The organism is Halalkalibacterium halodurans (assembly GCF_005671335.1).
Taxonomy (GTDB): domain Bacteria; phylum Bacillota; class Bacilli; order Bacillales; family Bacillaceae_D; genus Halalkalibacterium; species Halalkalibacterium halodurans.
Window position 1 is genome coordinate 2,569,101 of record NZ_CP040441.1, and the last position, 15,415, is coordinate 2,584,515.

21 protein-coding genes are annotated in these 15,415 nt (G+C 44.2%); all 21 read right to left on the reverse strand.

Annotated features, from left to right (window positions below):
- A complete protein-coding gene (gene fliR / locus FED51_RS12395) occupies positions 1–777 on the reverse strand; it encodes a flagellar biosynthetic protein FliR (RefSeq protein WP_053430955.1) in 777 nt (258 codons plus the stop codon).
- On the reverse strand, positions 777–1,046 hold the full coding sequence (fliQ, locus tag FED51_RS12400) for a flagellar biosynthesis protein FliQ (RefSeq protein ID WP_010898594.1): 270 nt from the start codon (positions 1,044–1,046) through the stop codon (positions 777–779). The genes fliR and fliQ overlap by 1 nt, the downstream gene beginning before the upstream one ends.
- A gap of 24 nt (positions 1,047–1,070) precedes the next feature.
- Positions 1,071–1,772 (reverse strand): flagellar type III secretion system pore protein FliP, encoded by a 702-nt coding sequence (gene fliP, locus FED51_RS12405; protein ID WP_010898595.1) that lies wholly within the window; start codon positions 1,770–1,772, stop codon positions 1,071–1,073.
- Positions 1,769–2,467: a flagellar biosynthetic protein FliO gene (fliO, locus tag FED51_RS12410; protein WP_233443922.1), complete on the reverse strand. Its 699-nt coding sequence runs from the start codon at positions 2,465–2,467 to the stop codon at positions 1,769–1,771. Before fliO ends, fliP begins: the two co-directional genes overlap by 4 nt.
- 11 nt (positions 2,468–2,478) lie before the next feature.
- Positions 2,479–2,844: a response regulator gene (locus tag FED51_RS12415; protein ID WP_053430954.1), complete on the reverse strand. Its 366-nt coding sequence runs from the start codon at positions 2,842–2,844 to the stop codon at positions 2,479–2,481.
- A 25-nt stretch (positions 2,845–2,869) separates the two neighbouring features.
- On the reverse strand, positions 2,870–4,075 hold the full coding sequence (gene fliY, locus FED51_RS12420) for a flagellar motor switch phosphatase FliY (RefSeq protein WP_138090562.1): 1,206 nt from the start codon (positions 4,073–4,075) through the stop codon (positions 2,870–2,872).
- On the reverse strand, positions 4,068–5,060 hold the full coding sequence (gene fliM / locus FED51_RS12425; RefSeq protein WP_010898599.1) for a flagellar motor switch protein FliM: 993 nt from the start codon (positions 5,058–5,060) through the stop codon (positions 4,068–4,070). Before fliM ends, fliY begins: the two co-directional genes overlap by 8 nt.
- Positions 5,061–5,108: 48 nt before the next feature.
- Entirely contained in the window at positions 5,109–5,540 is a 432-nt protein-coding gene (fliL, locus tag FED51_RS12430) for a flagellar basal body-associated protein FliL (protein ID WP_010898600.1), read from the reverse strand.
- Positions 5,541–5,753, reverse strand: coding sequence for a flagellar FlbD family protein (locus tag FED51_RS12435; protein ID WP_010898601.1), 213 nt, complete (start codon positions 5,751–5,753; stop codon positions 5,541–5,543).
- A 79-nt stretch (positions 5,754–5,832) separates the two neighbouring features.
- On the reverse strand, positions 5,833–6,624 hold the full coding sequence (gene flgG / locus FED51_RS12440; protein ID WP_010898602.1) for a flagellar basal body rod protein FlgG: 792 nt from the start codon (positions 6,622–6,624) through the stop codon (positions 5,833–5,835).
- Positions 6,625–6,689: 65 nt separating this feature from the next.
- Entirely contained in the window at positions 6,690–7,088 is a 399-nt protein-coding gene (locus FED51_RS12445) for a TIGR02530 family flagellar biosynthesis protein (protein ID WP_010898603.1), read from the reverse strand.
- Between the two features lie 3 nt (positions 7,089–7,091).
- Positions 7,092–7,607, reverse strand: a complete 516-nt coding sequence (flgD, locus tag FED51_RS12450; protein ID WP_138090564.1) for a flagellar hook assembly protein FlgD — start codon at positions 7,605–7,607, stop codon at positions 7,092–7,094.
- Between the two features lie 20 nt (positions 7,608–7,627).
- Entirely contained in the window at positions 7,628–8,830 is a 1,203-nt protein-coding gene (locus tag FED51_RS12455) for a flagellar hook-length control protein FliK (RefSeq protein ID WP_138090566.1), read from the reverse strand.
- A gap of 22 nt (positions 8,831–8,852) precedes the next feature.
- A complete protein-coding gene (locus FED51_RS12460) occupies positions 8,853–9,422 on the reverse strand; it encodes a MotE family protein (protein ID WP_053430950.1) in 570 nt (189 codons plus the stop codon).
- 10 nt (positions 9,423–9,432) lie between these two features.
- Positions 9,433–9,873: a flagellar export protein FliJ gene (gene fliJ, locus FED51_RS12465; RefSeq protein ID WP_010898607.1), complete on the reverse strand. Its 441-nt coding sequence runs from the start codon at positions 9,871–9,873 to the stop codon at positions 9,433–9,435.
- A 1-nt stretch (position 9,874) separates the two neighbouring features.
- Positions 9,875–11,188: a flagellar protein export ATPase FliI gene (gene fliI / locus FED51_RS12470; protein ID WP_053430949.1), complete on the reverse strand. Its 1,314-nt coding sequence runs from the start codon at positions 11,186–11,188 to the stop codon at positions 9,875–9,877.
- The gene (gene fliH, locus FED51_RS12475) at positions 11,178–11,978 is read right to left on the reverse strand and encodes a flagellar assembly protein FliH (protein WP_175414328.1); all 801 of its coding nucleotides are present in this window, start codon (positions 11,976–11,978) and stop codon (positions 11,178–11,180) included. Before fliH ends, fliI begins: the two co-directional genes overlap by 11 nt.
- Complete coding sequence (gene fliG, locus FED51_RS12480; RefSeq protein WP_010898610.1) at positions 11,971–12,978, reverse strand: flagellar motor switch protein FliG; 1,008 nt, start codon at positions 12,976–12,978, stop codon at positions 11,971–11,973. Before fliG ends, fliH begins: the two co-directional genes overlap by 8 nt.
- Before the next feature lie 12 nt (positions 12,979–12,990).
- Complete coding sequence (gene fliF, locus FED51_RS12485) at positions 12,991–14,568, reverse strand: flagellar basal-body MS-ring/collar protein FliF (RefSeq protein WP_053430947.1); 1,578 nt, start codon at positions 14,566–14,568, stop codon at positions 12,991–12,993.
- Between the two features lie 64 nt (positions 14,569–14,632).
- On the reverse strand, positions 14,633–14,941 hold the full coding sequence (fliE, locus tag FED51_RS12490) for a flagellar hook-basal body complex protein FliE (protein WP_010898612.1): 309 nt from the start codon (positions 14,939–14,941) through the stop codon (positions 14,633–14,635).
- Positions 14,942–14,953: 12 nt separating this feature from the next.
- Entirely contained in the window at positions 14,954–15,412 is a 459-nt protein-coding gene (gene flgC, locus FED51_RS12495; protein WP_010898613.1) for a flagellar basal body rod protein FlgC, read from the reverse strand.
- Positions 15,413–15,415: the final 3 nt, after the last annotated feature.

A 15,415-nucleotide genomic window follows, 5' to 3' on the forward strand; every position in this document is an offset into this window, starting at 1 on the left:
TCATGTGCCCCCTAAAATGGCCATCATTGCTCGCATCGTTTCTAGCATTCGCTCAAATAAGTAACTAACAGACATGAAAAACACGCCCATAAAGATCATTAAAAGCGGCAGCCCTACTAAAATTTTTAGCGGCATCCCGACGACAAACACGTTCATTTGTGGAACCGCACGAGAAACCATTCCAAGCGCAACATCGACTAAAAACAAAGAGCCTACAAGAGGAAACGCCATCTGAAAAGCGATGATAAACATCGTGTTTAATGTTGTCGCAATCAATTCAATCATGTTCTCATCAGAAACGTTCAAGAACGGTTGATTTAAAGGGATAAACTGATAACTATAATACATTCCGTCAATCAACAAATGATGACCGTTTGTCGCAAGCATAAACAAGAGGGCGAATGTATAAAGGTAGCTTCCGATTAACGGACTTTGTGCTCCTGTTTGCGGGTCTACTATGTTCGCAATCAAAAAGCCTATTTGCACATCGATAAATGCTCCGGCCGCTTGAATCGCATAAAGAAGCACCATGGCAATCAAGCCAACCATAAGACCAACTAAAACTTCTTTCATAATTAAAATGACATAAGTCCCGTCAAATAGAATGATTTCAGGCTCTAAAGAAAAAGTGAGAATCCAAGCAAGAAATAAAGCGATGCCGACTTTAAACATGGCCGGAATGTTCCGATAAGAGAAGAGAGGCATCGTCATTAAAAAGGCTAGCATTCGAACAAACACAAGCAAAAACATTGGTAAAAGCTGAATCCAATCCACCATTATCCGATAAACCGATGCAAGTTATTGAAAATGGAATAAGCAAAGTTTAAAAGTTGGGAAAGCATCCACGGTCCAAAAAGAACAAGAGATACGAGGACGCCTACAATTTTCGGAATGAACGCCAATGTTTGTTCCTGTATTTGAGTAGTCGCCTGAAAAATGCTGACAAATAGACCGAGCCCTAATGCCACGAGAAGAAGCGGGCCGGCAACGAGCAGGACAGTCCAAACCCCGCGCTCGGCTATACCTATAATAAAATCGACACTCATTTAGATCACCTTCTAGATCCTCTTCTAATTGAAACTGAGTAGCAAGGATTGGACGACAAGATACCATCCATCGACCAATACGAATAAAAGAATTTTAAACGGTAAAGAAATCATGATCGGGGGTAGCATCATCATCCCCATGGACATCAAGACACTAGCGACAATCATATCAATGACTAAAAACGGAATAAAAATAAGGAATCCAATTTGAAAAGCGGTTTTTAGCTCACTGATTGCAAACGCTGGGACGAGAGCGGTAAGCGGTATATCCTCAATTGATTCCGGTCGATCATGTCCTGCATACCCCATAAATAGAGCCAAGTCTTTTTCTCTCGTGTGCTTTGCCATAAACTCCTTCATCGGTATGGCTGCCCGATCCATTGCTTCTTGCTGGTCAATTTCTCCGTCCAAAAACGGTGTCAACGCTTGGTCATTCACCTCGGCAAATACAGGTGCCATGATAAAGAATGTAATAAATAAGGCGATTCCGATAATCACTTGGTTCGGCGGCATCGTCTGCGTAGCCAAACCTGTCCGGACAAAGGATAAGACGATCACTACCCTTGTAAAGCATGTCATCAATATGAGGATGCTTGGCGCTAAGGATAAGACGGTTAGTAATAGCAATAGTTGAACCGTCGTGGCTACCCCCGCAGGATCGTCTGTCATAAATTCTGGGTCAAGTCCTGGTAGTTGAATCGCTGTTAATAATAATAATTCCGTCATGATTTGTCCTGCTCCCTCATTGCTTTCCGAATACGTTCCTGAGTTGATTGAACGTCAGACAACTGCTTTTGCAGTAGCTGTTTAAACGGTTGTCCTTCCTGTAATGGCTCATCCTTCGCGGAGGAACGATTCCGTTTCGTAAGGTCTTGCACCCACGTCATCGCTTTTGTAATGGGAGCATGACTGTCAGCGTAGATCGTCTGTTGCTTAGCAAGTAATTCTTCTTTCTCTTGCTCATTCGTTATTTCTTTTAACAGTTGAATCGACTCACCTACACCGACAACGAACAGGCGGTCACCTACTTTAATAAGCTGTACTGAGCGGTTAGAGCCAAGAGGAACGCCTCCTAGATTTTGCAGGGCTTGGGTCGACTTGAATGAACGAGAGCGTTGGCTAATGAAACGCATCACGACATAGATTAAGAAGAGCACAAACGCCAATGCTGCAAACATTTGCAAAAAGAGAAAAAAGATATTTTGCTCTTGAAAGGCCTGTTCTTCCTCAGGCACTTCCATCACACCCGGTTCCTCCCCGCTCCCATTCACACTAGCTTCTCCTTGGCAAGCTTCTTGAAACGATCCTGCAACACTATCACAGTCAACCTCATCGGCGAACCCTTTATTTGGTGACATGATGCTGAACAAGCACACCATTAGTAAAAAGCTAATTGCTTTAGTTGTCATGTTTCCTTTCATGACCAAGTCCATTACGCTCCTAACGTCTTCTGAATCGCATCAATGACCCGATCAGCCTGAAACGGCTTCACAATAAAGTCCTTTGCCCCTGCTTGTATCGCATCAATGACCATCGCTTGTTGACCCATGGCCGAACACATGATGACCTTCGCATTCGGATCAATCGCTCGGATGTCTTTTAACGCAGCAATTCCATCTTTCTCAGGCATCGTAATATCCATTGTGACAAGATCTGGTGAAAGTTCTTTATATTTTTCCACCGCTTGTTCGCCATCATGGGCTTCCCCAACTACGTCATAACCATTTTTCGTTAAAATATCCTTGATCATCATGCGCATAAAAGATGCGTCATCCACAATAAGAATTTTAGCTGCCATCTGCACTCAACCTTTCTTTCGGTATTTATTTTAACTGTTCGATTCGTTCTCTTTGCGATAAAATCTCGGTGACACGAACTCCGAAGTTTTCATCAATGACGACCACTTCGCCTTTCGCGATTAACTTCTGGTTCACTAAAATATCGACAGGTTCCCCAGCAAGCTTGTCTAACTCAATGATCGAGCCTTGTGTGAAAGAAAGAATATCCTTGATTGAGCGTTTCGTCCGCCCCAATTCCACTGTTACTTGCAACGGTATATCTAGGAGCATATCCAAGTTGCCCGCTTCTGTATCGTTAAGTTCAGGATGTTCAAAATTCGTAAAAGCGGCAGGTTGAACATTTGCTTGCCGTCTTGTTTGAAGAGGTGGTTGTGACATCGATTGTCGATACCCTCCTTGCGTTGGTTGCTGCATATGAACTGGATCTGTTTGATTGGTTGGAGGTGCTTCGTTCACCGTTTCTTGCCTTGGCTGTTGATCTACTTCCATCGCCACTGCACCGGCCACTTCATCTTGGGCAGGATTCATCAAGTCGTCGACCATTTTTTTCGCAAAAGGCACGGTGACGAGCTGCATAATAGAAGAGTCGATCAGTTCCCCAATCCGTAGACGAAACGATACTTTGATGAGAACATCGCCTTCTGGTACACGATCGGTGCCTTGATCATTTCCCACATCCAGCATGTTTACGCCAGGCGGTGAAATATCAATACGTTTATTAAAGATCGTCGACATGGAGGTCGAAGCAGAGCCCATCATTTGATTCATCGCTTCTTGAACAGCACTTATGTGCATCTCGTTTAGCTCTTCCTCAGGATTCAATCCGTCACCGCCAAGCATTAAATCTGCAATAATCGTAGCATCCTTCGTGCGGATGACTAGTAGATTCATACCTTCAAACCCTTCAGTGTAATCCACATGGACTGCCACATGGGGCTGGGGAAACTCTTTTTCTAATTGATCCTTGTGTATCACAGATACTTGCGGCGTCGTAATGTCTACCTTTTCGTTTAGCAATGTCGACAACGCCGTTGCAGCACTTCCGAAGGAAATATTGCCGATTTCACCGAGTGCATCTTTTTCAACCTCTGTTAAGAAACCTTCTAAGCTATCTCCTTTTTGATTTTCTGGGGCATCCAAACCATCGACTTCCTCTGCATCATCCCCATCACTTGCAACTCCCTTTAACAATTCATTGATCTCATCTTGGGAAAGCATTTCATCATTCATCTTCTGCCGCCTCCTCAATTACATCTGTGACTTGAACCGCCAGATGGTTTTTCTTTTTCCCTGGTTGCGCTAAATATTTCAAATGACCACCGACCCGGACGTTTAACGGTTCATGGATGGACTGATCCAGCTCGATCACATCACCAATTCCAAGGTGAAGAAATTCATGGATGGTGATCTCTGAGCGGCCAAGCTCTGTCTGAATTAGAAGTGGAGCCTGACGGACTCGATGTTCAATGGAATCCAGTTCACCCGGTTGGCGCTGCTTTTTCTTTTCTTGCATCCAATAGTGGACCGATAATTTTGGCAAGACTTCTTCTAGAACAACATGCGGTAAGCAAATGTTAATCATGCCAGAAGTCTCCGCAATCGTTGTGGATAGAGAAATGACAACGACGGTCTCATTTGGTGAAACCATTTGTAAAAATTGCGGATTTACTTCAACTGCATCCATCTCAGGTTCTAGTTCGATTACGGTGCTCCATGCTTCTTGAAAGCTATCTAGCGTTCGTTGAAACAATTGGGACATAATCCGAGTTTCAATCTCCGTCAAGTTGTCAACTTTATTCACGCTCACCCCTTGACCTCCTAACAACCGATCCAACATCGCATACGCAACATTTGGATTCACTTCGATTAAAAAGCGCCCGTCAAGAGGAGCCGGTTCAAATACGTTCAAGATCGTCATCTTTGGAATCGAACGAATAAATTCCTCATACGGCAACTGATCAACCGATGCGACAGAAATTTGAACGAACGTCCGAAGTTGGGCGGAGAAATATGTGGTTAATAATCGTGCAAAATTTTCATGAATTCGACTGATGCTGCGAATTTGATCCTTTGAAAAACGAAGCGCACGCTTAAAGTCATACACTTTTACCTTTTTCTCAAGCTCTTCCTTTTTCAGTTCATCAGCGTCCATTTCTCCAGTGGAAAGCGCCGAGAGTAAGGCATCAATCTCACCTTGTGATAAAACGTCAGCCAAGAACCTCACCTCTCAATCTACTCTAGCCAATTTGTTTTCTTTTCATCGTTATTGAATGACCCATTCGGTCGTATAAATTTTCACGACTGAACCTTCTTGCATAAGCGCGTTAATGTCATCTTGAAGTTGGGCCTCCAGCTTTTCGATTCCATCGGCACCCGATAATTGAGAGGCGTCCATTCCTGCTAAACTACGAATAATAATGTTGTTCACTTGAAAATCACGCTTTTGTACTTCTTGTAAGGCATTACGATTGTCTACGTGGATCAGGAAACGGGCACGGACAAAGTCATTTGATAATAAATTTGTCGTGATTTCCTCTGTCTCATAAGATTGTGCAATAATCTCATCGATCGTAGGCTCCCGATCTTGTTCATCTTCATTATTAAAATAATTCACGAAAATAAGGACCGCGACCCCCACTAACGTTAGAACAATCAGGATGATGAGCATGATGTTGACTAAACGATTTCGAAACACTTATGAGCCCTCCACATCTTTATTTATTGCTATAAGGCCAATTTGGTTAAAACATTCTCTCACTTTTTCATTGACCTCATCTATGCTGTTTTGTACGACAATTTTTTTCCCATTTATTAGCGTAATTGTTGTATCAGGAAAAGCTTCAATTTGTTCAATTAAGGTCGCGTTTAAAAGAAACGGACGGCCATTAAGACGAATTAACGTAATCATCGGAAATGGAAGGGCTAGAGCTGTCCCTAGCCCATACCTCCTTCATCAGGTATTTTTACGCGAGATGGCGATCATGCCATTAGCGCTTCAAGTTTACTAGCTCTTGTAAGATTTCGTCAGAAGTAGTGATAATCCGAGTATTCGCTTGGAACCCACGCTGTGCAACGATCATTTCTGTGAACTCTTCAGATAAATCAACGTTTGACATTTCTAGCGTTCCAGCTATAATGTCACCTGTTCCTCCATTACCGGCAGAAGTAAACAGCGGAGCACCTGAGTTTGCAGACACTAAATAGAGGTTGGCTCCAGCTTTCGCTAGACCTTCAGGGTTTGCAAAGTTCACGAGACGGACCATCCCTGCTTCTTGCAAATCACCATCTTCGTCAATATACGTCACCGTTCCATCTTGCCCGATGCTAAAGCTTTGGGCTGTCGTTGGGACCGTGATCGGGTTGCCGTTCGTATCCATCAGACGAAGCCCTTGGGCATTAACAATCGTGCCTTGCTGGTCAAAATAAAAGTTTCCTGACCTCGTATAATAGAATGTATCCCCATCTTGTACTTGGAAAAATCCATCACCAGAAATCCCTAGATCAAGCTCGCGGTTCGTATTTTGCAAACTTCCTTGTGTATGGACATTGTCAATCGATGCAAGCTGCATTCCTAGACCAACCTGACGAGGGTTTACCCCACCGCGGTTCGCTCCAGGAGCGGTTGCCCCAGCAAGTTGTTGGCTTACCATGTCTTGAAATGTGGTCCGACCTTTTTTGTATCCAAACGTATTGACATTCGCAATATTATTTCCAATCACGTCGAGCTTCGTTTGAAAATTTCTCATTCCAGAAATACCTGAATACATTGAACGTAACATTTTTTGCTCCTCCTTTTTTGACTGCGTCCATCAATCAGCAGCCTTGGCTTCCTTTCGGTCCAGCCTTATTGAAATGATTTGTTGTTCACTACGATTGTTCCGTCAATATTGGTAAAAATATGATCTTCCGCTTCATCTAGATCAAGGACTGTAATGACTGTTTTGTTTTTGGCACTCACGACAAGCGCAGCTTCTTCTGTTAAAATGAGTGGATCTCTCACGCCTTTTTGTTCGGCCTCTAACACTTTCTCTTCAATTCGATTCCAAAGTGGCTTTGAAATCGAAATGCCTCGTGACAGCAGTCGTTGCTCCGCATGTTTGCTTAACTTTAGCGACTGCCCTTTCTGAAGCTCTGTTTGAAACAGATTTCCAAACGAGACATGAGGAGACGGTTTCGATAAAGCGGAACCTTTTCGTGTTAAGGGCTTCATCGACTGTATCGAACCAGTGATTCTTGGGTCCACAACTTATCCCTCCTGTTCATCAGGTGCGCTGTCGCCCACATCCCCCTCAGCTTCCTCTTGATGATTCGTTTTGCCGGATACTTGAACCAATTGATCGGCAGATATCCAACGTCCACTATCGAGCTGAATGCTAACATTTCCGTTCGTTTCAAGCCTTACAGATGTAACGGTGTTTTCAACAAGCTCTTCTTTTTGTCTGTACTCATCTATATCAATGATCCGCTTCCACGTCACACGCTTACCAATTAATTCGCTATGCTGGACAAGCGTTTGACTTGTTTGCTGTTTAACAAACTGTTGAATCGCGCTGTTCATGTTTGTCATTTGTTCCAAGGATGAGAACTGCGCCATCTGTGCGATAAATTCACGGTCATCCATTGGATTCAGCGGGTCTTGATACTGAAGCTGGGCAATGAGGATTCTCAGAAAATCATCTTTTCCTAAGATTCCCGAGTTGCTTTGTTCTTTCGGGCGATTTTCGTAATAGTACGAGCCATCAATACCGTTTGTTGTCGTCACGAACCGTCACTCCTTCCCCTCTAAACTTGTTCATCAAAGCCGACATCATCCAAAAATTGCTGGAACGTCTCACCGTCTGAATGTTCCTGATCCTGCCGTTGCTGTTCCTTTTCCTTTTCGTCCTTTGTTGATTGTTGACCTTGATTTTCACGCTCTAACAACGAATGTGACGGTTGCTGAACAACTTCAATTCGCTCCACGTTCAACTGTTGCTGTGTGAAGGCATAACGCAACTGATTCATTTGTGATTCGACAAGCTCCCTTGCCATCGTGGTCGACGTCATGATTCTCGCAACGATGGCACCGTTCGTCTGGGTTAACTGAATATCCAAACGTCCAAGGTGTTCAGGCATGAGCTTAATCGTCATTTGTGTTCCATTTTGTAATTGCACGACATTTCCCCGTTGTAAAATTTGTTGAAACTGACGAAGAAACTGTTGTTGCTGGACTTCTTTTGGCTGCTGTTCTCCGAGGTGGATGACGAGCTGTTGTGTCCGGTTAAGCGCTTGACCTAGCTCCTGACCATGATGTTGAAGCGTTAAGCCTTGCACGCGTCCTTCATTTGCATCATTGGCTAACAAAAACGGACGATACGTTCGGCTCGTTTCTACTAAACTGTTCTGCGTTTGTTGCTGCGTTCCATCATTCGTAAGAAGCTTAGTCTCTCCTTGCTTAGTCAACCATTCTTTCGCCTGTTCGATAAAAGCTCGGAACTGTTCTGACAAAGTGTGTTGCCCTTGAATAACGACAAACGGAAACGCTCGCTCCATGATTTGCACAACATGGCCTCTTATTTGAGTAGGTAGTTCTGGATTCCCTGACGCTGTCGTCAACTGTAGTGCAGCAAGCAAGTGGAAGACGGCTTGCTCTTGTTTTGACATGGCTTGAAAATCTTCAAAATCAACCGGATCAGCCTTTTCTGTCAACAGCGACTCTAGCTGCAGTACCGATTCCATTGGCAGTACGTCCATCAACTCCACGAGCCACTCCTTCACATCGTTTGGCACTTCTTCTTGTATATGTAGAAGTGAATAGAACAGCTCTAACGATTCAATTGATGGCTCAGTGCCTTCTGACCATGTGCCGAGCTCTCCTTCCTCTGAAGTGAGTGAATCAAGCACCATCAAAAAGTTCGCTTCTCCTGTCAATGAACTTTCTGATCGCGGCGTTTGACCATTGATGTGGGGAACATTTCCAAGCTGCATCATCATCGCTGGTATCAATTGGTTTCACCTCCTTTCGTTTTTAGGACTGGGGGTCGTTAAGTCGTGTCATGATCGTTGCTGCCTTTTCTGGATCCATTTTCCCTAAAATGGCAGCCCGGCTATCTGTGGATAGGAGGGACATATGAATCACTGCCTCTTCAATGTCCACTTCTTCAAGGATGGCAGCAGCATTTTTAGGAGACATGGACTCATACGTTTTGGCTAGCTCCTTCACTCGATTGTTCGTTTGCTCTGCTACGCCTTCTTCCACCTCTTCTCGCTGTTCCAAAAGCGCTTTTTCATCTTCAGCCTGCTTTAGCTCTTCTGTCGTTTCCCTTAATTCCCGCTCAAGGCGGTCTAATTCTGCTTGCTGGCTCGCTAGTTGTTCCTCTAACTCAGCAATTAGCTCCTCTCGCTCCTCTTCTTCAGCTGTCTGTATGTAATTCCCTACAACTGGGAGGTTTGCACCGATTTCCTTCGCCTCTTTTACTACGTTGTAACCTAGAAGATAGGCAATTCCTGAAAACAACAAGCCGGCGAAAATAATAGGAATGACGATAAGAAAAAGAATAAATTGAAATTTGCTAGTACCCTTCTCTTTTTTGCCCATACACTCACCTTTACACTCGGAATGCAAATGCCTGGACGGATAGCTCATCCATGATCTGCTGTTCCCGCTTCTTTTCTTCCAACAAGAAACGCTCCTGTTTTTGTTGTTTCATTTTTTCATATTTTTTCAGTTCAATCGAAATGGCCTGTAAATCGCGGTGCTTTTTGTCCATTCGTTCACGCGCGAGGCTCGTAGCACGCTGCTGTTGTTGAATTTCTTGATGCAATTGGACGATGAGCATTTCACGCTGCTGAAGCTCGTGTATGGACGTGCCCACGGCAATTTTTTCACGTGCCTGTTCCTCAAGCTTTTCCCTCTGCTTTAAGAGGTGATAGAGTTTTGTCGCTACTGTTTCAAATGTGTTCATTGCTTCAGAATACTGTTGTTGCAGTTCTTCCTTCTGTCTTTTCTTAAGATCAAGAACTTTTTGCAGCGTATATTCAAATGTCAACTCAATCACCCTTTCCAAAAGCTTGAATTAATTGTTGGATCGAATGTTCAGCAATCGCCACTTCATCCGTATTTTGCCTTAAAAAGGAAGTCACTTCCAGCTGTCGCTCGATCGCTTCATCAATTTGTTTCGATGAGCCACGCTTGTAAGCGCCAATGTTAATTAAGTCTTCCGATTCTTTATATACCGATAATAGTGAGCGAACATGCTCTGCAGCACGCTTTTGCTCATCTGTAACAATATCATTCATCACCCTACTCACACTTTTTAAAATGTTGATCGCAGGATAATGCCCCTTATTGGCAAGCTCTCGATCAAGGACGAAATGCCCATCAAGAATTCCGCGAACCGTATCTGAGATCGGTTCATTCAAATCATCTCCGTCGACGAGAACCGTGTAGAAGCCAGTGATGCTCCCTTTCCCATTGGTTCCTGCTCGTTCCAATAATTTTGGTAGCAAAGCGAAAACTGATGGAGTATAGCCTTTCGTTGTCGGAGGTTCACCGACCGCTAGACCAATTTCCCGTTGTGCCATCGCAAACCTTGTGACTGAATCCATCATTAAATTGACGTGTAGGCCCTGGTCCCTAAAATATTCAGCAAGAGCAGTTGCCGTCATCGCCCCTTTAATTCGCATGAGGGCTGGTTGGTCTGAAGTGGCCACTACGATAATCGACCGCCTAAGTCCATCTTCGCCTAAATCCCTTTCAATAAAATCTTTCACTTCTCGTCCCCGTTCGCCGATAAGAGCAATGATGTTCAGATCAGCGGCAGCGTTTTTCGCTAACATGGCAAGGAGTGTGCTTTTCCCTACGCCACTTCCGGCAAAAATCCCGACACGTTGTCCTTTTCCGACTGTAAGCAGTCCGTCTATCGCGCGAACCCCTAAGTGCATCGCTTCCTTAATCCGTGGACGAGAAATGGGATTTGGCGGCGGGTTATCTGTCGGATACGGCGTTAACCCATTAGGTAATGCTTCCCCAGTTAAAGGCCGACCACAGCCATCAATGACATGGCCAATTAAGCTATAGCCCACCTTCACTTGGAGAGGGCGACCAGTTCCTTCAACTAAGCTACCAGGAGCAATCTCTGCCGTCCCGTTAAGCGGCATTAAAAGCACTCGCTCTTCCTTAAAGCCGACTACCTCAGCCATCACTTTTGTTCCTTGTTTTCCTACGAGGATGTAACACAATTCACCGATGGAAGCTTGTGGTCCTTTTGCTTCTATCGTTAAACCAATCACGCGAGTCACTTTTCCATACCATTTATAAGCAGATAACGATGGAATCAGAGAAATGAGTGATCTAGCGTCCATCGTCTGCCTCCTTTAGCTTTTCAAGCAGCTTTTGCTTTAATTGTTGAAGCTGACTATCCATTGAGGCATCGATTCTCCCAAACTTTGTTTCAAGAACACAGCCATTATCCGTTAAGTTCAAATCGGGATAAACATGGATGAGCCCTTCTCCCGATAAGATGGAAGCCAGTTCGTTTTTTTGTCGCAACGTCTGCTCATACCACTTCGGATGCACATAAATTGACACTTCCTCAAATTCCCTGACCTCTTCCATCACTTGTAGGACTAAGCTTTGCCAGAGGGATTCATCTTCTTCTAATCGCTTTGCAACGATTTTTTCGCAAAGAGCTGCAGCTAGCTTAATAATGGTTGGCTGAGCTTCCTCTATCGTGCGGTGATAATCATCTTTAGCACTTTCCACAATCGCATAAGCTTCCTTAATGGAGTGACGATAAGATTCAAGGCCTTCCGATTGCCCTGCTTGATACCCCTCTTCAAACCCCTCAGCCATCGCTTGCTGTTTCAACCGCTCGATTTCTTCTGTTGCCTGAATACGCTCTTGCTCGATCGCCTCGCGAATAGCTGCGGCCTGCTGCTCCGCTTGTCGAATGATATCCTCTGCCTCGCTCTTCGCTCGCTCTAGTTCACCTTCCACAACGTTCGCTGCATCGCTAGCCTCCGCACTTGACTCGTAATCTGAATTATCTCTAGAATCTGCTGTTCTCGCCGCAACGAATAAGTTACGAACCCCGATTTGTTTTACACGTTGTGCCGTATCATTGTCATTGACTGGCTTAATAATTTTAGACAATAATATCATCTCCTCCGCCTCGTGCGATGATAATTTCACCAGCCTCCTCTAAGCGGCGAATGACTGCAACGATACGCGTTTGTGCTTCTTCCACATCACGCAGGCGGACAGGCCCCATAAATTCCATCTCATCCTTAAAGGTTTCAGCCATACGCTGAGACATGTTGCTAAGGACAATTTCTTTCACTTCATCACTTGCAACTTTAAGCGCTAACTGCAAGTCTTCATTCTCACAATCGCGAATCACACGCTGAATTGAACGATTATCAAGAGTAACAATATCCTCAAAGACAAACATCCGCTTCTTAATTTCTTCTGCAAGCTCAGGATCTTGAATTTCTAATGCATCAAGAATCGTTCGCTCTGTGCTTCGATCAACACTATTTAACACTTCGACTACCGCTTCAATACCGCCCGTCTCAGTGTAATCACTCATCGCAGTCGTCGATAGCTTCTGTTCTAATATCGCCTCAACCTCATTGATGATTTCTGGTGAAGTACTGTCCATTAGCGCGATCCGTTTCGCGACATCTGCTTGAACTTCCTGAGGAAGATCCGATAAAATTTGCCCCGCTTGTTCAGACTCTAAATAAGAAAGGATAAGGGCAATGGTTTGCGGGTGCTCATTTTGAATGAAGTTCAAAATTTGAGACGGATCTGATTTTCTAGCAAAGTCGAATGGCCTCACTTGAAGAGTGGAGGTGAGGCGATTAATAATGTTCATCGCCTCTGTTTCCCCTAATGCTTTTTCGAGAACGCTCTGTGCATAGCTAATCCCGCCTTGTGAGATGTAATCTTGAGCTAGCACGAGCGAATGAAATTGATCAAGAATGCCTTCCTTCATTTCGCTATCTACTTTACGTACATTCGCGATCTCCAGTGTAAGCTGCTCGATCTCCTCTTCGGACAAATGCTTATACACTTGTGCGGAAACTTCTGGCCCGAGCGAGATTAGGAGGATCGCTGCTTTTTGTCTACCTGTTAAACCTTTTTTAGCCATGTGGTACCCCTCCTAATCTTCCGACAACCAAGTTCGTAAAAGTTTCGAGAATTCTTCTGGTCTCTCTTTCGCCATTCGTTCAATTTGCTTTCGTTTTTGTGCTCCAGTCCCTTCCTCTTCTTGTGGTAGGTCAGGGATCTCTTCAGTTAATGCTCCGTCATCGTCCATCAAATCCTCGTCGGAATCTCCTCTTCTTCTCACTAACAGAACAATAAGGAAGATAATCGTAGCCAGAAGGATTCCTCCAACGACATATACCCATACCGGAACGGATGAACGAGCGCCTGTCTCTAGATCTGCCTTTCCTTCAAACGGCTGGGAGGAGACAAATATCTTTTCATTGAACTCATCATCCGTTAACTCAGCGGCATAGACACCGGAAATGCTCGTTCGGACAACCGTACCTAAAATTTGCTGAATATCCGCCAATCGATCTGCTGGTAGTTCCTCCATTCCTTCTGGTGGTTCCACCATCACTTGGATGCCTAAGTCGCGAATCTTGTACGGACTTTCAACAATATCGCTTCGGATTCGGTTGACTTCGTAGTTAATACGATCTTCTGTTAATTCATAATCAACTTCGCCCGTTCCATACACTCCTGGGAAGTTCGGGATATCATCACCGACGCCTTCAATGCCTCCCTCAGGAGTCCCTTCTCCATTATAGGTCTCGGTAATGTTTTCTACACTAACGGCGATCCCTTCCATATTCTCTTCATCTACAGGCTCCACTCGTTCTTCTTGACGGTTTTCTTGCGTAAAGTCAATGTCCGTTGTAACCGAAACAAGAACTTTATCACGACCGACTAGAGTGCCGAGCATTTGCTGCAAGTTTCTCGTTAAGTCCCTTTCAATGTCGCGTTGGATGGCTCGCTGTTGTTCATAGACTGATAGGGTTGAACCTGTCGAATGGTGATCATCGTACAGGTAATCCTCAAACATTTGGTTCATGATCACAATATTTTCAATTGGGAGGTTTGGTACGCTTCGAGAAACGAGATGATAAAGTGCTCTTACTTGCGAAGCGTCTAGCTGAAAACCTGGGGCTAGATCAACAACAACGGATGCTGTTGCCTCCTGCTGACTATCGGAAACCCAAAGCGTTTGCTCTGGTAGAGTGATCATAACATTGGCTTGATTGACACCATCCACGCTACGAATTAAATCCGCTAGCTCAGATTCTATCGCTGCCCGTTCCATAAGGGAAAACTCGTTGTCGGTCATGCCAAATCCCATCGAATCACGAAAAGTTGAATAGTTAATCGTTCCACTTTGCGGTAGCCCTTCAGCAGCCAATTCAACCTTTAGTGCATCAACCTGCGTTTCAGGTACGAGGATGGTCGTCCCATCATTTGCAATTTCAGAAGAAATCCCCCGAGCATCTAACGTCTCTTTGATATTTCCAGTTTCTTGCAAAGTTAAATTTGAATATAAAGGAACATAATGGGTTCTTGTGCTGAAAAAAGTTAGGAACGCGAGAAGAATGATGATCAATAACACGGCCCCAACAATAACCATTTGCTGCTTTTTCGTTCGGTTTCTCCAATATTCGGTTACACGATCTCGATAAAGTCTAACTCTCTCGTTCATGAGTCCTCCTACCTACCAACATGAAATCAATTCTTTGTTTAATTGAGCGATCTTTTTTAGGTGATTATACTTGCATTCGCATGATTTCCTGGTAGGCCTCAATGACTTTATTTCGTATTTCCACCGTAGCAGAAAGGGTGATCGATGCCTTTTGTCCTGTAATCATCACATCATGCAAATCTTCAATTTTGCCTTTTGCTAAAAGCTCCGTTTTTTCCGCCGAAACTTTCTGCAGATCATTTACATTATTTATCGCTTGAGACAACGCTTGTTTAAACGTCTCTTGCGCTTCGGCTGGCGTGTGTTTGTTTACGGAAGATGAATTTGCTTGATTTAAAAAGACCGGTGCAGTTACAGTTTGAATTTCAGCCATTCACTATTCCTCCTAACGTCCAATTTCTAAGGCTTTCATCAAGATGTTTTTCGATGCGTTTAACGTAGTGACATTCGCTTCATAGGAACGAGTCGCACTCATTAGATCAACCATTTCCCTCAAAGGATCAACGTTAGGCATTTCAACATAACCTTCTTCATTAGCATCAGGATGGTCAGGCTGGTAAACAAGTTTGAAAGGTGTTTGGTCTTCAACGATCGCTGAGACTTTCACCCCATTTCCGATCTTTGACTCAGAGCGTTTCATCGCTGTATGTAAATGAGCAGAAAATGGAGTTTGTTCATTTGGTTGAACGGCGATCATTTTCCGTCGATATGGCTCCCATTCTCCATTTACCTGTCTAGCTCTTGTTGTTTCTGCATTCGCCATGTTGGCTGAGATGACATCCATGCGGAGCCGTTGTGATGTTAAAGCAGAGCCGCTAATGTTCATTCCGTGAAAGATCGACATAGT